14 protein-coding genes and 1 pseudogene are annotated in these 18,483 nt (G+C 74.2%); 10 read left to right on the top strand and 5 right to left on the bottom strand.

Annotation, left to right across the window (positions count from 1 at the left end; translation table 11 throughout):
* Positions 1–45: 45 nt before the first annotated feature.
* The 6 genes and pseudogenes from ABZ883_RS10690 to ABZ883_RS10665 all read left to right on the top strand — a co-directional run bounded on the left by ABZ883_RS10690 (position 46) and on the right by ABZ883_RS10665 (position 7,281).
* Entirely contained in the window at positions 46–2,196 is a 2,151-nt protein-coding gene (locus tag ABZ883_RS10690) for a SpoIIE family protein phosphatase (protein ID WP_360904840.1), read from the top strand.
* 40 nt (positions 2,197–2,236) lie between these two features.
* Entirely contained in the window at positions 2,237–3,484 is a 1,248-nt protein-coding gene (locus tag ABZ883_RS10685; RefSeq protein ID WP_360904837.1) for a Tm-1-like ATP-binding domain-containing protein, read from the top strand.
* Between the two features lie 554 nt (positions 3,485–4,038).
* Positions 4,039–4,602: a histidine phosphatase family protein gene (locus tag ABZ883_RS10680; protein WP_360904834.1), complete on the top strand. Its 564-nt coding sequence runs from the start codon at positions 4,039–4,041 to the stop codon at positions 4,600–4,602.
* A 149-nt stretch (positions 4,603–4,751) separates the two neighbouring features.
* Positions 4,752–5,767, top strand: a pseudogene (locus ABZ883_RS10675) (energy-coupling factor ABC transporter permease).
* A 3-nt stretch (positions 5,768–5,770) separates the two neighbouring features.
* On the top strand, positions 5,771–6,532 hold the full coding sequence (gene cbiQ / locus ABZ883_RS10670; RefSeq protein WP_360904831.1) for a cobalt ECF transporter T component CbiQ: 762 nt from the start codon (positions 5,771–5,773) through the stop codon (positions 6,530–6,532).
* Positions 6,520–7,281 (top strand): ABC transporter ATP-binding protein, encoded by a 762-nt coding sequence (locus ABZ883_RS10665; protein WP_360904828.1) that lies wholly within the window; start codon positions 6,520–6,522, stop codon positions 7,279–7,281. Before cbiQ ends, ABZ883_RS10665 begins: the two co-directional genes overlap by 13 nt.
* Positions 7,282–7,291: 10 nt before the next feature.
* Here the strand turns inward: ABZ883_RS10665 and ABZ883_RS10660 are convergent, their stop codons facing one another.
* Positions 7,292–7,804 carry a MarR family transcriptional regulator gene (locus ABZ883_RS10660; protein ID WP_360904825.1) on the bottom strand — a complete coding sequence of 171 codons (513 nt, stop codon included), beginning with the start codon at positions 7,802–7,804 and terminating at the stop codon, positions 7,292–7,294.
* Between the two features lie 79 nt (positions 7,805–7,883).
* Here ABZ883_RS10660 and ABZ883_RS10655 point away from each other — a divergent pair, with 79 nt between their 5' ends.
* Entirely contained in the window at positions 7,884–8,414 is a 531-nt protein-coding gene (locus tag ABZ883_RS10655; RefSeq protein WP_360904822.1) for a YceI family protein, read from the top strand.
* A gap of 9 nt (positions 8,415–8,423) precedes the next feature.
* On the opposite strand, the gene ABZ883_RS10650 is transcribed toward ABZ883_RS10655, so the two are convergent.
* A complete protein-coding gene (locus tag ABZ883_RS10650; protein ID WP_360904819.1) occupies positions 8,424–9,188 on the bottom strand; it encodes a hypothetical protein in 765 nt (254 codons plus the stop codon).
* Between the two features lie 145 nt (positions 9,189–9,333).
* Between ABZ883_RS10650 and ABZ883_RS10645 the strand changes: the two genes are divergently transcribed.
* The 3 genes from ABZ883_RS10645 to ABZ883_RS10635 all read left to right on the top strand — a co-directional run bounded on the left by ABZ883_RS10645 (position 9,334) and on the right by ABZ883_RS10635 (position 13,410).
* Positions 9,334–10,581 (top strand): MFS transporter, encoded by a 1,248-nt coding sequence (locus tag ABZ883_RS10645; RefSeq protein ID WP_360904816.1) that lies wholly within the window; start codon positions 9,334–9,336, stop codon positions 10,579–10,581.
* A 19-nt stretch (positions 10,582–10,600) separates the two neighbouring features.
* On the top strand, positions 10,601–11,707 hold the full coding sequence (locus ABZ883_RS10640; protein ID WP_360905141.1) for a hypothetical protein: 1,107 nt from the start codon (positions 10,601–10,603) through the stop codon (positions 11,705–11,707).
* A 212-nt stretch (positions 11,708–11,919) separates the two neighbouring features.
* Positions 11,920–13,410 (top strand): cellulose binding domain-containing protein, encoded by a 1,491-nt coding sequence (locus ABZ883_RS10635; protein ID WP_360904813.1) that lies wholly within the window; start codon positions 11,920–11,922, stop codon positions 13,408–13,410.
* Positions 13,411–13,466: 56 nt separating this feature from the next.
* On the opposite strand, the gene ABZ883_RS10630 is transcribed toward ABZ883_RS10635, so the two are convergent.
* The 3 genes from ABZ883_RS10630 to ABZ883_RS10620 all read right to left on the bottom strand — a co-directional run bounded on the left by ABZ883_RS10630 (position 13,467) and on the right by ABZ883_RS10620 (position 18,417).
* Positions 13,467–15,104, bottom strand: coding sequence for a glycosyl hydrolase family 18 protein (locus tag ABZ883_RS10630; protein WP_360904810.1), 1,638 nt, complete (start codon positions 15,102–15,104; stop codon positions 13,467–13,469).
* A gap of 150 nt (positions 15,105–15,254) precedes the next feature.
* A complete protein-coding gene (locus ABZ883_RS10625; RefSeq protein WP_360904807.1) occupies positions 15,255–17,777 on the bottom strand; it encodes a SpoIIE family protein phosphatase in 2,523 nt (840 codons plus the stop codon).
* Positions 17,778–18,153: 376 nt separating this feature from the next.
* Positions 18,154–18,417 (bottom strand): chaplin, encoded by a 264-nt coding sequence (locus ABZ883_RS10620; protein WP_360904804.1) that lies wholly within the window; start codon positions 18,415–18,417, stop codon positions 18,154–18,156.
* Positions 18,418–18,483 lie beyond the last annotated feature (66 nt).

The following is an 18,483-nucleotide window of genomic DNA, read 5'->3' as shown; positions in this document are numbered from 1 at the left end:
GCGGGGTGGAATGAGGCGTATCGTCCCATTAGAGAGCCGATCGGCATGAACGGTGGGCCCGTCATGGTGGTCATCGCCCCCGTACGGGAGCAACTGGACGAGACGCTCGCCGAGGTCGTGCGCGCCACGAACGCGCACATCGGCGCGGTCTTCCTGCTGCTGCCCGAGGGGCGGGTGCTGGGCCTGGAGGTGCTGACCGGGGCGCCGCGGGAGCTGGTGACACCGTGGGCGCGGTTGACGGTGGACCGGTCGGGACCGGTGTCGGACGCGGTCCGCACCGGGCGCCTGGTCTGGCTGGCCACGCGGGAGGAGCTGGCCGAGCGCTATCCGCAGACCGCGCTGGTCCTGCCGTACGACCTGGCCATGGCCGCCGCCCCCGTACCGTCCGCCGAGCACGTCACGCGCGGCGCGCTGATGCTGACCTGGCCCGGTTCGCGTTCCCGGCGGCTGGCGGGGTCCGAGCACGCCGCCATCGGCCGCGCGTGCCGGCGCATGTGCGAGCAACTGCTGCGCGCGGAATCGGCCGGGGCGCCGGTCCACCCCGGACCGCTGCCGCGCGTGCTGGAGCGCCCCCGCACCAGAACGGCCGAGCCGGACGAGGCACAGGCCGCGGCCGACTTCGTGGGACGGCTGCCGGAGGGCGCCTGCGCCCTGGACCAGAGCGGCCGGATCGTCTACGTCAGCAGCCGTGCCGAGCCGCTGCTCGGCGAGCCCGCCCGGGTCCTGCTCGGTGCGCTGCCCTGGCAGGTGCTGCCCTGGCTGAACGACCCGGTGCACGAGGACCGCTACCGCGGCGCGGTGCTCTCCGGGCAGCCGACGTCGTTCATCGCCCGGCGCCCGCCGGACCACTGGATGCTCTTCCAGCTCTACCCGGACGCGACCGGGGTGAGCGTGCGGATCTCCCCCACCGAGCACCGTCCGGAAGCGCCGCCGGGGCTGCTCAAGAACTGCCGGCAGGACGGGGCCCGCGAGACCCCGGACCGGGTCACGGCGATCTACCACCTGATGCAGCTCGCCGGTGCGCTGGCCGAGGCGGTCGGGGTGCGCGACGTGGTCGAGCTGGTGGCCGACATGTTCCCGCCCGCCTTCGGTGCGGACGCCTTCGCGCTCTTCGTCGCGGAGGGCGGCCGGCTGCGGGTGATCGGCCACCGCGGCTACGACGAGGAGGCCATGGCGGCGCTCGACGGCACCCCGGTCGCCTCACGGCAGACCCCGGCGAGCTGCGCCCTGCGCACCGGGGTGCCCCGCTTCTACAGCGCCCCCGAGGAACTGCTGCGGGCCTATCCGGGACTGGCCGGCACCGTGCGGAAGTCGGCGTGGGCGTTCCTGCCGCTGATCGCCTCGGGCCGCCCGGTCGGCTGCTGCCTCCTCGGCTACGACCAGCCGCACCCGTTCCGCAGTGACGAGCGCAGCGTCATGGCCTCGCTGACCGCGCTCACCGCGCAGGCCCTGGACCGCGCCCGCATCTACGACGCCAAGCACCAGCTCGCCCACGGCCTGCAAGCCGGGCTGCTGCCCCACACGCTGCCCTCGCTGCCCGGCCTGGAGGTCGCCGCCCGCTATCTGCCGGCCACCAGCGGCATGGAGATCGGCGGCGACTTCTACGACCTGATCCGGCTCGGCGACACCTGCGCGGCCGCCGTCATCGGCGACGTGCAGGGCCACAACGTCCACGCCGCCGCGCTGATGGGCCAGGTCCGGACCGCCGTGCACGCGCACGCGACCGCGGGCGCCTCGCCCGACGAAGTGCTCACCCGCACCAACCGGCTGCTCGACGAGCTCGACACGGGGCTGTTCACCAGCTGCCTCTACGTCCATCTCGACCTCGACGAGGGCCTGGCGCGGCTGGCCACCGCCGGTCATCCGCCGCCGCTGCTGCGCCGGCCCGGAGGAGGTGCCGAGGTGCTCACCACCCCGCCGGGGCCACTGCTGGGCATCGACCCCCGGGCCGAGTACCCCACCGCCCAAGTGCCGCTGCCGCCGGGCGCGGTGCTCGCGCTCTACACCGACGGGCTGGTCGAGAGCCCCGGCACCGACCTGGACACCGCCATCGCGAGCCTCGCGCGGGCCCTCGCCGGCGCCGGGCGGCGTCCGCTGGACGAACTCGCCGAGACCCTCGTCCACTACGACGGCGCCTCGGCGCACCGGGCCGACGACACGGCGCTGCTGCTGCTCCACCGCCTGCCCCCGGCATGAGGCCTTGTCACATCCCCCGATCCCCCCAACACTGTGATCCATGCCGGTGGTTGCGCTGCTGGGAACGCTGGACACCAAGGGTGCGGAGTACGAATGGCTGCGCGAGCGCCTGCTGCGGCGCGCCGTCGACGTCGTCCTCATCGACACCGGGGTCGCCGGGGAGCCACGGGTGCCCGCCGACATCGCGCGCGCCGAGGTGGCCCGCGCGGCGGGCGCCGACATCGCACGGCTGCGCGCCCAGGGGGACCGGGGCAGCGCCGTGACCACGATGGCCGAGGGCGCCGCCGAGGTGGTGCGCCGGCTGCACGCGCGCGGGCGACTGCACGGTGTGCTGGCCATCGGGGGCAGCGGGGGCACGTCGATCGCGACCCGCGCGATGCGCGCCCTGCCGCTGGGTGTGCCGAAGCTGATGGTGTCCTCGATGGCGGCGGGCGACGTCTCGCCGTACGTCGGGGCTGCCGACATCGCGATGATGTACAGCGTCGTCGACATCGCGGGCGTCAACCGCGTCTCGGCGCCCATCCTGGCGAACGCGGCCGACGCGATCGCCGCCATGGCCACGGGCTTCGCCACGGACGCGCCGCCGCCGCCCGCGGACGACCGGCCGCTGGTGGCGGCCAGCATGGCGGGCGTGACCACCCCGGGCGTGGACGCCGCCCGGCAGCGGCTGACCGACCTGGGCTACGAGGTGCTGGTCTTCCACTCCGTCGGGTCCGGCGGCCGCTCCCTGGAGACCCTCGCCGCGCAGGGGATGTTCTCCGGTGTCCTGGACCTGACCCTCAGCGAGCTCGCCGACGACCTGGTCGGCGGCACCTTCGGCGCGGGCCCGGACCGGCTGCGGGCGGCGGGCCGGGCCGGGGTGCCGCAGGTGGTGAGCCCCGGGGCGCTGGACATGGTCAAGTTCGGTCCGCTCGCATCACTGCCGGACCGCTTCCGGTCCCGCCACGTCCATGTGCACAACCCCTCGGTCACCGTCATCCGCACCACCGCCGCCGAGTGCGCGGCGCTCGGCCGCCAGGTCGCCGAGAAACTGCGCGCCGCCACCGGTCCCGCGGCCCTGCTGCTCCCGCTGCGCGGCCTGTCCACGCTGGGCGCCCCGGGCGGCCCGTACCACGACCCGTCCGTCGACGAGGTGCTGTTCACGGCGCTGCGCGACGGCCTGCGCGGCAGCCGGGTGGAGTTGGCGGCGTACGACACGCACCTCAACGACCCGGAGTTCGGACGCGCCGCCGCCGACCGGCTGCACGCGCTGATCGCCGCGAACGACCCTGCCCGCGCACCGCGTTGAGCGTCACCGCGCGTGTGCGTGTCCGCCGGACATCGGCGACGTCGTGCCCGGCCCCCGAGAAGAAGAGGACGACGCGCATCAGGACGCCGGCGAACCCGCCCACGGCACGATCGCGGCGATCGGCGGCGGGCCGGACGGCAAACCCGGGGCAGTAGTGAGGAGTGCGGGGGGTCTCAGGTGCTCACGCCGGTGCCCGCTGCACCCGCACCGGCGTCACCCTCTCCGCGTTGTGCCGTCGAGGTGGCGCAGCCGCCGCAGGTCGAGTTCCATGGCCCGCTTGCGCGGCAGCGCCTCCCGTCGTGCGCCACGGCATGACCTCGTGCGGAAACACGCGTCCCGGTCGGTGGAACCGCCACAACGGCCGCGGGTCCGACGCCCGCCCGGCGCCGTACCCGGCTTACAGTGGCGCGACCGTGCCGCACCGCCACTGGACCCCGACACCGGACCGGCGGCCAACGGCGCCCGGACGGGAACCCCTTGGCCCGCACTGCGGAGGGCCCTTCGGGGCCGGGACCCCGCGGGGGCGAGGCCTCGCGCACAGCGAAGGAGAACACATGACCACCCGGGTGACCCTGATCTCGCCGGTCGTCACGGCCGCCCTGCGGGAGGCCCGTTTCGACGACGACGTGCCGCCGGACGGCAAGGCGCTGGCGGCCGCCCGCGCGGTGGCCGGGCACCTGCCCGCCGCCGGGCGGGTCCTGGTGTCGCCCTCGGCGCGCTGCCGGGCGACCGCCGGGGCACTGGGTCTCGTCCCCGACGGGGAGGCCCCCGACGGCTGGGCACTGGGCCGCTGGCGCGGCCGCACGCTGGCCGAAGTGAGCGCCGAGGAGCCCGACGCGGTCGCCGCCTGGCTGTCCGATCCCGACGCCGCGCCGCACGACGCCGAGTCGCTGCGCGACCTGTGCGCGCGGGTCGGCGGCTGGCTGGACGGGCTGGCGGCGACGCCCGGCCGGGTGGTCGCCGTCGTGGAGCCGGAGATCGTGCGGGCCTGCGCGGTCCGGGCCCTGGGCGCGCCGGAGCAGGCGTTCTGGCGGATCGACGTCCCCCCGCTCACGGCGACGGAGTTCAGCGGGCGGTCCGGGCGCTGGAACCTCACGGCGGGACGGCCGCCGGCCTGAACGACCGGCGCCGTGAAGGGGACTTGACCGCCAACGGCCGGTACACGCAAGAGGAATGTTTTCGCGCCTCTCAGGCTCTTGCAAGCGACTCGCAATAAGACCGTATGATGAGGCGTTGACCAGGCCGACTCCGAAGCGGAGCACTCCTCATGCATGTACCCGACGGATTCATCGACGCCCCGGTGTCGGTGGCGACCGGGGCCGTGGCGGCGGCGGCCGTCGCCGTGAGCCTGCGCGGTGCCCGGCGTGAACTCGACGAGCGCACCGCGCCCCTGGCCGGACTCGTCTCCGCCTTCATCTTCGCCGTGCAGATGCTCAACTTCCCCGTCGCGGCGGGCACCAGCGGCCACCTGCTGGGAGGCGCGCTCGCCGCGATCCTGGTGGGCCCGTACACCGGCGTGCTGTGCGTGTCGGTGGTGCTGCTCATCCAAGGGGTGCTCTTCGCCGACGGCGGACTCACCGCCCTCGGCGTGAACATCACCGACATGGCGATCGTGACGGTCGTCGTCGCCTACGCCGTCTTCCGCGGCCTGGTGAAGGTGCTGCCGCGCACACGCGGGGCGGTGACGGGCGCGGCCTTCGTGGCCGCCCTGCTCTCCGTACCGGCGGCCTCCGTCGCCTTCACCGCGATCTACGCGCTCGGCGGCACGACCGACGTCCCCCTCGGCAAGGTCTTCACCGCCATGGTCGGCGTCCATGTGCTCATCGGCATCGGCGAGGCGTTCATCACCGCCGCGACCGTCGGCGCCGTGATCGCCGTCCGCCCCGACCTCGTCCACGGCGCCCGTGACCTGCGCCGTCCGCTGGAGCTGAAGGAGGCGACCGTCTGATGGCGGCCGTGACACCCACCCCCAAGCGCGGCGGCGTGCGGCCGCTGTGGATCGCCGGGCTGATCGCGGCCCTGGTGCTCGCCGGGTTCGTCAGCTACTACGCGTCCTCCAGCCCCGACGGACTGGAGAAGGTCGCCGCCGACCACGGCATCGACAAGAAGACGGAAAACCACGCGGCGAAGGACTCCCCGCTGGCGGACTATCAGACGAAGGACGTCGGCAACGCCCGGCTGTCCGGCGGCCTCGCGGGAATCCTCGGCGTCGGCGCCACCCTCGCCCTCGGCAGCGGCGTCTTCTGGGTCGTCCGCCGCCGGCCGCGCACGGACGAGGCCTGACGGATGGGCGCGGGGCACGCACACCGGCTCTACCGGCACGGGCACTCGCCGGTGCACGCGCTGCCCCCGCAGTGCAAGATCGCCGCGGTCTTCTGCTTCGTCCTCGTCGTGGTCTCCACCCCGCGCACCGCGGTGTGGGCCTTCGGCCTGTACGCCGTGCTGCTGGCCACGGTGGCCGCGACGGCCCGGGTACCGGCGGGCTTCCTGCTGCGACGGCTGCTGATCGAGGTGCCGTTCGTCGCCTTCGCCGTCCTGATGCCGTTCGTCGCCGAGGGCCCGCACACCGAGGTGCTCGGGCTGTCGGTGAGCGTCAACGGCCTGTGGGGCGCCTGGAACATCCTCGCCAAGGGCACCCTCGGCGTCGCCGCCTCGGTGCTGCTGGCCTCCACCACGGAACTGCGCGAACTCCTGCTGGGCCTGCAGAGGTTGCGGCTGCCCGCGCTGCTGGTGCAGATCGCCTCCTTCATGATCCGCTACGGCGACGTCATCACCGACGAGATGCGCCGCATGCGCGTCGCCCGCGCCTCCCGCGGCTTCGAGGCCCGCGGCCCGCGCCACTGGGGTGTGCTCGCCAAGTCCGCGGGCGCCCTGTTCATCCGCTCCTACGAGCGCGGCGAGCGTGTCCATCTGGCCATGGTCAGCCGCGGCTACGCCGGCAGCATGCCGGTGATCGACGACGTCACGGCGTCCCGCGCACAGTGGTCGTACGCGGCCGTGCTCCCGGCCGCCGCACTGCTGGTCTGCCTGACGGGATGGTTCGCGTGACCCCTTCGCTCGAGGTCAAGGGCCTCGCCTACGCCTACCCCGACGGCCACCAGGCGCTGTTCGGTGTGGACCTGACCATCGGCCGCGGGGAGCGGGTCGCGCTGCTCGGCCCCAACGGCGCCGGCAAGACCACCCTCGTCCTGCACCTCAACGGCATCCTGGAGGCGGGCGCCGGCACCGTCACCGTCGCGGGCCTGCCCGTCGGCGACCGCAAGCACCTCGCCGAGATCCGCCGCCGGGTCGGCATCGTCTTCCAGGACCCGGACGACCAGCTGTTCATGCCGACCGTCCGCGAGGACGTCGCCTTCGGCCCGGCAGCGGCCGGGCTGCGCGGCCCCGAGCTGGAGGCCTGCGTCCGCAAGGCGCTGGAGCGGGTCGGCATGGCGGAGTTCGCCGACCGGCCGCCGCACCACCTGTCCTTCGGCCAGCGGCGCCGGGTCGCGGTGGCCACCGTGCTCGCCATGGAACCGGAGATCCTCGTCCTGGACGAGCCCTCCTCCAACCTGGACCCGGCCTCGCGCCGCGAACTCGCGGACATCCTGCGGTCGCTGGACGTCACGGTGCTGATGGTCACCCACGACCTGCCGTACGCCCTGGAACTCTGCTCCCGCGCGGTGGTCCTCAGCGGCGGTGTCATCGCGGCCGACGGCCGCACGCAGCAACTGCTCTCCGACGACGCCCTGATGCGCCGCCACCGCCTGGAACTCCCCTTCGGCTTCGACCCGCGCTCGGTCGCGGTCGACGTCTGACGTCCGGCGTTCAGGAACCGCACGGAGGGCGGCCGGCCGGCTCCGGGTCCACGGCGACGACCGCGTCCGCGAGCGCGGCGAAGCGCTCCGTGCCGCCGAGGGGGGCGACGACGCGCTCCCGCAGCGCGTCGGCGAGCGTGCGGGCGGCCGTCGCCGCCAGCTCCCACCCGCGTTCGGTGAGCGCCGCCAGCGTGACACGCCGGTCGCTCCGGCACGGACGGCGCTCGATGAGGCCGGCCTCCGTGAGCCGGTCGGCGACCTTGGTGGTGCCCGCCGTCGTGAAGCCGAGCGTGCCCGCGAGCTGGTACATCGGCGCGGAGCGCTCCGGCGCGGTCATGAGGAACCACAGCGCCTGGAACGAGGACGGGGCCAGCCCCGAGCGCGCCTCCACATCCGCCAGCAGTTGATCGGTCACGCGGCGGAAGCCCGACTGCACCTCGTCCCAGCGTGCGAGCAGTTCCAGGTCCGCGGCGCCGGGGCAGGCGGCCCCGCCGTCCGGCCCGGTGTGGATCTCCGTCGTCACATTGCCCAGGGTACCAACGCCAGCTATTGTCTAACCAGCTACTTAATATCTGGCTAGCAATCAAAGGATGCGGTTCCCCATGACCGACTCGTCCACCACCCCCGCCGGCCTGCGCACGGGCACGTGGATCCTCGACCCCGCGGGCTCCTCGGTCCGGCTCACCCACAAGACAATGTGGGGCGCGGCCACCGTTAAGGGCGCCTTCGCCACCGTCGGCGGAACCGGCGAACTCGCCCCCGACGGCAGCGCGCACGGCACGCTCACCGTCGAGGCCGCCTCCGTCGGCACCGGCAACTCCCAGCGCGACACCCACCTGAAGTCCGCCGAGTTCTTCGACGCCGCGGCCCACCCCGCAATCGTCTTCACCGCCCACCGGGTCATCGCCGGAGCGGACGGCGCCCTCACGGTCGACGGCGAACTGACCGTGCGCGGCACCACCCGCCCGCTCGCCCTGACCGGCCGGGCCGACACCGCCGCCCCCGACGCGGTCGTCCTCACCGTCGAAGCCGTCGTCGACCGGGCCGACTTCGGCCTCACCTGGAACCGGCTCGGCATGATCAAGGGCCCCGCAACGATCTCGGTGACGGGCCGCTTCACCCACGCCGGCTGAGGCCGCGGGTCACCGCCGCCCGGAGCCGCGCAGGTCCCGCAGTGTCCAGCCGCGCCCGTCCGGATCGAGGGGGCGCGTGGCGGTGGTGAACACCTCGGCCGCCCGGCGGTAGGACAGCCTGCCGCGGCCGGTACCGAACACCGGTCCGCCGACGCGGCCGAGCGTCAGCAGCGTGAGCAACCGGCCCGTCGCCCCGCCCCAGCGCAGCGGTGTCCCGCCGACGCGCTCACGGGTGCGGCGGCCCGGCAGGTCCAGGTCGTCGACGTCCAGGGCGAGGACCCGCTCGATGGACGCGCCGGTGTCGTACAGCAGGTGCCACAGGGCCTGTTCGCGCAGCGGGGCGGGCAGCCGGAGCACCACTGAGGCGCGGTCCTCCCCGGGCTGAGCGCCCTCCCCCTTTCGCGGCTCCGGCAGGGGCAGCGCCCGCAGGCCCTCGACAGGGTCGCCGGTCAGCCAGCCCTGCGCCCGCCACCAGGTCACCGCGGCGGCGAGGGCGGACAGTTCGCGGTTGGCGGTACGGGCGCCGACCGCGGCGGACCGCGCGGTGAACGCCTCGCGCAGCCGCGCCGCCGCCTGCGGGGTGTCCAGGAGCGCCAGCGGGACCGCGGGCGGCGCGGCGTTGCGGCGTCCGCGCCCCAGGGGAGCGGCGCGTCCGACGAGGCCCCACGCCCAGGTGACCAGGGCGATCCGGTAGACGCGGCGCGAGCCCGCGCCCAGCGCCGTGGCGGAGAGATAGCGGTCGACGGCGACGGCGTACTCCACCGGTCGGCTCATGCCCCACCCCCATCCCCATCCCGATTCAACCGCAGTAAATGACCTGCCGTCCGCAACGGTACCCATCCTAAGTTGATGCGACAGGACTCAATAATTACGGCCGCACGCCTGGCGTGTCGGAGAGCCGGCCCCGCACGCTGCGCCCATGCCCTTCGCCCTCCGCCCCGCCGTCCTGCGGGAACGCGACTTCCGCCGGTTCTTCACCGGCTACGCCACCTCCCTGCTCGGCTCGTCGATGGCGTCGGTCGCGCTGGCGTTCGCCGTCCTGGAACACGGCGGCGGCACCGAACTCGGCCTCGTCCTCACGGCCCGGATCCTGCCGCTGGTCCTGGTGCTCCTCGCCGGCGGCGTCCTCAGCGACCGCTGGGGCAGCCGGCGGGTGATGCTCACCGCCGACGTCATCCGCTGCCTCACCCAGGGCGGCCTGGCCCTGACCCTGCTGGGCGGCGCACCGCACCTGGGCACGCTCGTAGCGCTGGTCGTCGTCTGGGGCGCCGCCGAGGCCCTGTTCACCCCGGCGCTCGACGCGCTCGTGCCGCGCATCGTCCGCGGTGACGCGCTCTCGGACGGCAACGCGCTGCTGGGCGTGGCCCGTTCGGCCGCGTCGGTCGCGGGGCCCGCGCTCGCCGGCGTACTGACCGCGACCGCGGGCGCGGCGACCGTGTTCGCGGTGGACGCCGCCAGCTACGCCGTCAGCGTCGTCGCGCTGCTCCTGCTGCCCCGTACGGCCGGGGGCGCCGGGCCCGGAACGTCCTTCCTCACCGACCTGCGCGAGGGCTGGGCGGAGTTCCGCTCCCGGACCTGGCTGTGGGTCACCTCCCTCCACGTCTGCCTGTTCAACCTCCTGGTGTGGGCGCCGTTCCTGGTCCTCGGCCCCCTCGTCGCCCAGCGCCGCCTCGGCGGCGCCGCCTCGTGGGGCCTGGTCATGGCGGTGTACGGGGCGGGCGCGGTCGCCGGCGGCGCGGCCATGCTGGGCCGCCGGCCGCGCCGGCCGCTGTTCGTCGCCACGGCCGCCACCGTGGGGTGGGCGCTGCCCTCGGCCGCCCTCGCGAGCGGATGGCCGCTGCCGTGGGTCTGCGCCGGGGCACTGGCCGCGGGAGTCGGCTCGGCCGTCTGCGGCACCCTGTACGCGACCGTCACCCAGTCCCAGGTACCGCCCGGGACCGTCGCCCGGGTCAGCGCGTACGGCGCCTTCGGCGCCTTCGCCCTGGGCCCGGTCGGGCTCGCCGCCGCCGGCCCGCTGGCGGTGCTGCTGGGCACGACCGGCGTCCTCGGCTTCGGCGCCCTCTGGCAACTCGCCGCGGTGGCCGCGGTCCTCACCCTCCCGGTCATCCGCGCCGCCCCGACGGCGGACGCGACCGGTCCGGCATGGAGCTGCGAGGATGCCCCCTGAATTCTCCGGCGGAGGGCATGTGTTCGTTTTCGCGTGCGGGAGATGCGGTGCCGAGCTGACCACCCCGCTGTCCCAGGTCGCCCTGCCCGCACACGCTCATCAGAAGTACGGGAACGGGCTCCAGTTGCCGGTGCTCATGGAGGCAGGCACGTTCGCCGAGGACCCGGAGCCCTGGGGGCCGCCGTGGCGGAGATGGGAGGAGATCCCTCCGGGCGAGGCGGTGGCCCGCGGCATCCACGCGCCGGTCTTCGCCCTCTCCTACGGCGCCCCCGGCTCGATCGTCGTCGCACCCGGCGACGCCCGCGGCACCGTGCTGATCCCGGAGAGGGCGGGCGGCTACTGTTGCGGCCTCGACGGTGCGGACGGCCCCAACATGGCCTGCGAGGCGTGCGACCTGCCCGTGGCGAGCCGGATCGACGACTGCTCGCTCTGGCAGGCGGTGTGGTTCGCTCCCGACGCCGTACGGCGTCTGGCCGTCGACGGTGCCGACCCGGTACCACTGACCTGGGCGGCGCTGGTGGAGGAAGGGAAGTCCACGCCTCCGTTCGAGCCGATCGCCACATGGGGCGCGCGGCTCGGGCCGAACCACTTCTGGTCGTGGAGCCCACGGTGGGAGGCCGCGATCGGCCGGGCACTCGCCCACCTGCTGGCAGCCTCGCAGGACCGGCCGGTGACCGTCCCCGACGGTCTGGGCAAAGAAGTGTTCCAACGCGCCCTCGACGCCCTGCTGCCCGCTGGTCCGCCGTCACGGCGCGCCGTTCTGGCCGGACCAGGACAGCCCGCCGCCGACGCGGACGCGGACATCGTCCTCGTGCCGACGCATCCGCAGACCGGACAGATGTGGACCCCCGCCGACCCGGTCACGTCGGCCCACCCGGTGCCTCTGCCGTTCGGGGTGTGGCTGTGGCTGGCCTTCCCCGAGCCGCACCTGCCGCTTCCCGCGTCGGGCGGCATGCCCGACGGTGTCCTCCGGGACGACCCGCCCGCACCGCGCCCCCGGTACCTGTTCCGGGCCGATCCGGGCGCCTTCCAGCACACCCTGGTCCGGCTGCCGGCCGTCCGTAGTCCGTGGCTGCGCGAGATCGCCGACAACCTCACCCCGTACACACGCGCCCGGCTCTTCTAGCGGACTGGACTGCCCGACGGCGCCGGCACCGCCCCGCGCCGGACCCGTCCTCATCCGCTCACGAACGGGCACCGTGCATCCCGTCGAAGCACCGCCAACACCCCTTTCGGGCAAAGGACATCGCGTCTTGCTACTTGTGCAGGAAGCGTGAAAGGCTCCCCGCACCACAAAGGCGCAGCCTCCCCCGACGCCGAAGGGTGGTCCCCCGCTCCATGACTGCCGCAGCCCCGGTCCCCGAGGCCGTCCTGCTGTCCGAGTACTGGGGGGAAGTGCTCTGCTTCGCGCAGCTGTGCACCCTCACTCCCGAGGCCGGCGGCCGGCTGGCCGCCGACGCCTTCGACCGCGGGCTGGCGGCGGCCAAGGACCCGTACCCGTCCGGCTCCGGCGGCGCGGGACTGCCGTGCCTGCCGTTCCTGCTGACGGCCGTCCGGGACAGCACCGCGCACTGGGCGGCCGCGGGCGACGGCGACAGCCTGCAGCCGGAGTTGCGGATCTGGCTGAACGCCGAGCGCGCCGCCCGCAGGGCCCGCACGGGAGCGCGGCGCCCCGAGCCCCTGGCGCTGCGCGGCCTGCGGGCGATGCCGGAGCGGGCGGCGGAGGCGCTCTGGTACGCGGAGGTGGAGTGCCGTCCGGCGGCCGATCCCGACGGGATCCACCACGTGCGGGAGGTCTTCCGCGAGCACTGTCTGCGCGCTCACGTGGCGGAGCCCCCGACGCCCGAGTGCGCCGGCTACGCCGTCCTGCTGGACGCGGCCACGCGCACCGGGCAGGAGCCCGTACCGGTGGAGCTGCGCCGGCACCTCGACCGGTGCCCGGAGTGCGCGAAGGCGGTGGTCTGCCTGAGCCCGCACGGCGACGGCCTGGCGCAGGCGCTCGCGGAGGGCGTGCTCGGCTGGGCGGGACCGTCGTACCTGGAGGCCCGCCGCCAGGCGGTCGGCACCGGCGGGGCGCGACCGCCGTTCCCGTACGCCGGTCCCACGCCGCCGCGCCGGCTCCGGCGCCCGGCGGGACGAGGCCGAGGACCCCTCCACCGGGGCCTCCGCGGGCGCGTCCCCGGGGGCAGGGTGGCCGTCGTGGCCGCCGCCGGCCTGCTGGCCGCCGTGGTCGGGCTGACGGTCCTGGTGACCGCCGACGACTCCGCGCCGCGGGCAGCGTCCGCCGCGCCCACCGTGCAGGGCGGCACCGACCCGGACCTCTCGCCCCTGCCCGGCCCCGCCGCGCCGGACGACCCGTCGCCCACCGCGTCGCAGGACCCCGCGGACGACGGGTCCTTCCCGGGCGACACCGAACCGTCCGCGGCCGAGCACACGATCCCCGCCGCGCCGGACCGCACCCCTGAGCGCAGCGCCCCGCCCGCGCGGTCCCCGCACGCCTCGGCCTCCGCCCGGCCGGCGACCTGTTCCGTCTCGTACACGCTGGTCGACCGCTGGAGCAGCGGCTTCCAGGCGGCGGTGACCGTCACGACCCGTGTCCCGGTGTCGGACTGGCGGCTGGAGTGGACGTTCCCGGACGGGGAGCGCGTGACGCAGATGTGGGACGCGGACTTCACGCAGTACGGCACCTCGGTCGCGGTCCGCGGGAAGGGCTACAACGACTCGCTGGCCACGGGCGGTTCGGCCACCTTCGGCTTCATCGGCGCCCGGGACCGCGGCGACGGCGTGCCCGCGTCGTTCTCCCTCGGTGGCTCCCCCTGCACGGCCTGAGGACGGGAAAGGCCGGGAAGGCGGCGGTGCTGCCTTCCCGGCCTTCCGCAGCCTGACTAGCTCAGGCCGTTGTTGATCGCGGTGACCAGCTCACCGTTGCTGGTGTCGCCGCTGAACTCCCAGAAGAACGCGCCGCCGAGGCCCTGGTTCTTCACGTAGGTCATCTTGCCCGCGATGGTGGACGGGGTGTCGTAGCTCCACCAGTTGCTGCCGCAGTGGGCGTACGCGGTACCCGCGACGGTGCCGGTGACCGGGCAGCTGTTCTTGAGGACCTTGTAGTCCTCGTTGCCCGCCTCGTAGGTGCCCGGTGCGGCTCCGGTCGCCGAGCCGCCCGGGGCGTCCTGCGTGACACCGGTCCAGCCGCGGCCGTAGAAGCCGATGCCCAGGTTGAGCTTGTTCGACGGGATGCCCTTGCTCTTCAGCTTCTGGATCGCCGCGTCGGAGTAGAACCCGGCGATCGGGATGCCGCTGTAGGAGGTGAGCGGGGAGTGCGGGGCGGTCGGGCCGTCCGCGTCGAAGGCGCCGAAGTAGTCGTACGTCATCACGTTGTAGTAGTTCACGTACTGCGCGGCGCCCGCGTAGTCGGCGGCGTCGATCTTGCCGCCGTTGGTGCCGTCGGCCGTGATGGCCGCGGTGACCAGGTTGTTGGAGCCGAAGCGGGTGCGCAGCGCGGACATCAGGGTCTTGAACGACGAGGCCCCGCTGGTGTCGCAGCTCAGCCCGCAGGCGTTGGGGTACTCCCAGTCGATGTCGATGCCGTCGAAGACGTCGGCCCAGCGCGGGTCCTCGACCAGGCTGTAGCAGGAGTTGGCGAAGGCGGTCGGGTTGGCGGCCGCCTGGGCGAAGCCGCCGGACCAGGTCCAGCCGCCGAACGACCACAGGATCTTGATGTTCGGGTACTGCTTCTTCAGCTTGCGCAGCTGGTTGAAGCTGCCGCGCAGCGCGCCGGTGTCCCAGGTGTCGGCGACGCCGTCGACGCTCTGGTCCGCGGTGTAGGCCTTGTCGTAGTCGGCGTAGGAGTCGCCGATGGCGCACTGGCCGTTGGTGACGTTGCCGAAGGCGTAGTTGATGTGGGTCAGCTTGCTCGCCGAGCCGGAGGTCACCAGGTTCTTGACGTGGTAGTTGCGTCCGTAGACGCCCCATTCGGCAAAGTAGCCGAGCCGGATCTTGTTCCCCGCGGGGCCGGTGGGGGTCGGCGTCGGGGTGGGGGTCGGCGTGGGCGTCGGGGTGGGCGTCGGGGTCGGGGTCGGGTCGACGCCGCCGCCGGTGCAGGAGCCGCCGTTGAGCTTGCAGCCGCTGGGGCTGCCGCTGCCCGCCCCGTTGAAGCCGAAGCTGACGCTGGCGCCCGGGGCCAGGGTGCCGTTCCAGCTCTTGTTCCTGGCGGTCCAGTGGGTGCCGGAGCTGGTGACGTCGGCGTCCCACGCCGACGTCACCGAGGTGCCGGAGGGGTAGTCCCACTCGACGGTCCAGCTACTGATGCCGGTGGTGCCGCTGTTGGTGATGGTCCACTTGCCCTCGAACCCCGTTCCCCAGTCCTGGGTCTTGGTGTACGTGGCGGTGGTGCCCGCGGCGTGCGCCGGGGTGGCCAGACCGACCAGTGCCGCGACGGGCAGCAGCAGCGCGGTGAAGCCCGCGACCGCCGAGGCCCGCAGGCGTCTGGTCCGTGAGGTGCGTGGGGTGTCTCCAGTGCTCAAGGGGTGCTCCTCGAGTGGGGGGCCGACGGGGAAACCTTGCCGCCTGGCGGGCCGTTGACGCGATGTCATGCCCACCACAGTTCACTCGCAGAGCGTAGAAAGGTCTGGACCAGCCGGTCAAGAGGTCTGGACCATCGGAAACGGAGTCGGTCAGACCCGTTCGTGCAGCGGGATCCCGTCCGCGTCGCTGCCGGCACCGGCGCCCGGACCCTGGCCGTCCAGGAACTGCTCGGCCCAGATGATCTTCCCCTCGCCCGTGTAGCGGGTCCCCCAGCGCTGGGCGAACTGCGAGATCAGGAAGAGCCCCCGGCCGCCCTCGTCCAGGGTGCGGGGATGCCGCAGGTGCGGCGAGGTGCTGCTGGAGTCCGAGACCTCGCAGATCAGCGCCCGTTGCAGGATCAGCCGCAGCCGGATGGGACCGGAGGCGTGCCGGATGGCGTTGGTGACCAGTTCGCTCACCACCAGCTCGGTCGTGAACGCGAGACCGGGCAGCCCCCACTGGTCGAGCTGCCGGGTGGACATCTCGCGGGCCCGGCCGACCACGGCCGGGTCGCTGGCCAGCTCCCAGGAGGCGACGCGGCCCGCGTCGAGGCTGTGCGTCCTGGCGAGCAGCAGCGCCACGTCGTCCGTCGGCCGCGTCGGGGCGAGTTCGTCGACGACGCTGCGGCACAGGCCGTCCAGCGGGAGGTCGCCGCCCTCCAGTGCCGCGCGCAGCCGGTCGCGCCCGGTGTCCTGCAAGGTCATGGCGTTCGGATTGCCCGGGGAGGCGAGCAGGCCGTCGGTGTAGAGGGCCAGCACGCTGCCCTCCTCGAGCGTCAACTCCGTCGATTCGAAGGGCAGTCCGCCCAGGCCCAGCGAGGGCCCGATCGGCACGTCCGGAAAGAGCACCGCGTCACGTCCCGGCGACAGCACCGCGGGCGGCAGATGCCCGGCACTGGCCATGGCGCACTGCCGGCTCACCGGGTCGTACGTCACGTACAGGCAGCTCGACCCGAGCACGCCGGCGTCCCCGCCCGCCGGCAGGGCGTCGCGCTGCTCCCTGGCCACCTGCACCACCAGGTCGTCCAGGTGCGCCATCAGCTCCTCGGGCGGCAGGTCGAGATCGGCCAGCGTCCGCACCGCCGTGCGCAACTGCCCCATGGTGGCGGCCGCGTCGATCCCGTGGCCCACCACCTCGCCCACCACCAGGGCGACCCGCGCGCCGGACAGCGGGACGACGTCGAACCAGTCCCCGCCCACCCCCGACAGCTCGTCGGCCGGGCGGTAGTAGGTGGCCACCTCCACGGCGTCCTGCGGGGGGAAGACGTGCGGCAGCAGACTGCGCTGGAGCACCAGCGCGGCATCCCGCTCGCGTGTGTAGCGGCGGGCGTTGTCCACGCACACGGCGGCGCGCGCCATCACCTCCTCGGCCAGCCGCAGGTCCTCCGCGTCGAACGGCTCGGCCCTGCGGACCCGGAAGAACAGGGTCACGCCGAGAGTGACCCCCCGGGCGCGGATCGGCACCACCATGGCGGTGTGCAGGCCGAGTTCGCCGAACCGCCGGGCCCGGCCCCCGGGCACGCCCGCGGACCACTCCAGCCCCAGCGGGTCGAGCCGGGGCGTGAACCACGACCGGCCGTCGGTCAGCGCCCGGATCGGCGGTGAGTCCGCCAGGTAGGCGGCGACCGCCCCGAAGCCGAAGGCCGGTTCCGGCTCGCCCTGCCGGGCCGCCCGCATGCCCGCGCGGCGCAGCGTCGTGGTGAGCGGGTCGTCGATCGGGCCCGGCTGCGGCTCGGCGCCCTTGATGACCGACTCCAGCAGTTCCACGGTCACGTAGTCGGCCAGGTCCGGCACCACCACGTCCGCCAGGTCCTGCGCGGTGTGCATGACGTCCAGCGTGCGGCCGATCTGCTCGCTCGCGCGGTCCAGCAGCGACAGCCGCTGGCGCGCCCGCCAGCGCTCGCTGATGTCGATCACGGAATAGCAGACCCCGACCGGGACCCCGCGCTCGTCCTCCAGGCGCACGAAGGACATCGAGTGCGCCTGCTCCCGGCGCGGGGCGGTACGAAAGCGGCCCACGTGCTCGTAGTCGATCACCGGCACGCCGGTCTCCAGGACCTGGCGCATCTGCGCCTCCAGCACCGTGGCGTTCAGCCCGGGCTGGATCTCCGCGAGCCGCCGCCCGATCCGCTCCTGGGCGGGGCCGCCGCCGAACCGCTCCAGTGCCGCGTTCGACCACACGCAGCGCAGCTCGGTGTCGACCACGGCCAGTCCGATCGGCGTTTGGCCGACGATCCGCTCCAGCATCGTCGTGGTCAGCCCGGAGGCGTCCGAGCGCGCCGTGAGCGAGGAGTCGGCGGCCAGCACCAGCCAGCGGGCCCCGGAGCCGGTGGCCTCCTCGGGCAGGGCCGCCACGCGTACGCCCAGCGTCCGCACGGAGCCGTCGGCGTGCAGCAGCCGCAGCGCCCCGGTCCAGCCGCCCTCGGAACGGCAGCGCGAACGGATCTCCGGAAGCCGCGTCGTGTCCTGCGGGGCCAGCAGATCCTGCGCGGGCCGGCCCACGACCTCGTCGGCGGCGCGTCCGAGCAGCCGCCGCGCGGCCGGAGGCCAGGCCAGCACGAGGCCCCGGGCATCGAGCACCAGCGTGACGGCATCCGCCACGCCGGCGACCGCGTGTTCCTCGGGTGTCCCCATGGCCAGCCACTCCGTATCCGCCCGCAACGTTACGCTCCGTCCACCGTTCTTCCCACTCGGCGAGGGCCGCCCATGGGATCACGGACATCGGGAAGGACGGGAAGGACGATGAAGAGCAGGCCGGCGGCGAAGGCGCCGGAGCCGGGTCCGGCACACGCACACGGGTCCGTCGCGTCCCTGGTGATCGGCTGCCGCGGCCCCCGCGACTCAGGTTACTCGCGGGCCCCCGTCGCCGCCCGCCGCGTGCGGACCGCCGTTCGAACGACGGCCGGGGCGGGGCGGGGGCGGACATGCGAACGGCGGCCCGGAGGCCGCCGTGGGACCGCGGTGTCCACGACCGGGCCGGCGCCGGGTCCCCGGCGCCGGCCCGCCGGGTTCAGCGGTTGATGCAGACGTTGCCCAGGGTCGGGTTGACCAGGGACAGGATGAGGTTGACGGAGTTGCCGCACACGTTGACCGGGATGTTCACCGGCACCTGGATGACGTTGCCGCTGATGACACCGGGGGAGCCGATGGCCTTGCCCTGGGCGTGGGAGCCGCCGTGCCCGTGGCCGTCGAGAGCGAGGGCGCCACCGGCGCTGCCGACGACGGCGGCACTCGCAGCGGCGGTGAGAGCGGCGGCCTTGGCGATACGGTTCACGAGCGTGGTTCCAATCAGTGATCACGGATGGGCTCTGTTCAACGAGAGGCGCACGGGGGCCGATAC

It is taken from the genome of Streptomyces sp. NPDC046977 (genome assembly GCF_040644455.1).
Lineage (GTDB): Bacteria > Actinomycetota > Actinomycetes > Streptomycetales > Streptomycetaceae > Actinacidiphila.
Note: the sequence above shows the minus strand (reverse complement) of the source record. Positions and strands in the feature narration are given on the sequence as shown.

Bases quoted from the DNA above. Each gene is read 5' to 3' on its own strand.
- ABZ883_RS10690 (WP_360904840.1), top strand. From the start codon at position 46: ATGAACGGTGGGCCCGTCATGGTGGTCATCGCCCCCGTACGGGAGCAA.
- ABZ883_RS10685 (WP_360904837.1), top strand. From the start codon at position 2,237: ATGCCGGTGGTTGCGCTGCTGGGAACGCTGGACACCAAGGGTGCGGAG.
- ABZ883_RS10680 (WP_360904834.1), top strand. From the start codon at position 4,039: ATGACCACCCGGGTGACCCTGATCTCGCCGGTCGTCACGGCCGCCCTG.
- cbiQ (WP_360904831.1), top strand. From the start codon at position 5,771: ATGGGCGCGGGGCACGCACACCGGCTCTACCGGCACGGGCACTCGCCG.
- ABZ883_RS10665 (WP_360904828.1), top strand. From the start codon at position 6,520: ATGGTTCGCGTGACCCCTTCGCTCGAGGTCAAGGGCCTCGCCTACGCC.
- ABZ883_RS10655 (WP_360904822.1), top strand. From the start codon at position 7,884: ATGACCGACTCGTCCACCACCCCCGCCGGCCTGCGCACGGGCACGTGG.
- ABZ883_RS10650 (WP_360904819.1), bottom strand. From the start codon at position 9,188: ATGAGCCGACCGGTGGAGTACGCCGTCGCCGTCGACCGCTATCTCTCC.
- ABZ883_RS10645 (WP_360904816.1), top strand. From the start codon at position 9,334: ATGCCCTTCGCCCTCCGCCCCGCCGTCCTGCGGGAACGCGACTTCCGC.
- ABZ883_RS10635 (WP_360904813.1), top strand. From the start codon at position 11,920: ATGACTGCCGCAGCCCCGGTCCCCGAGGCCGTCCTGCTGTCCGAGTAC.
- ABZ883_RS10625 (WP_360904807.1), bottom strand. From the start codon at position 17,777: ATGGGGACACCCGAGGAACACGCGGTCGCCGGCGTGGCGGATGCCGTC.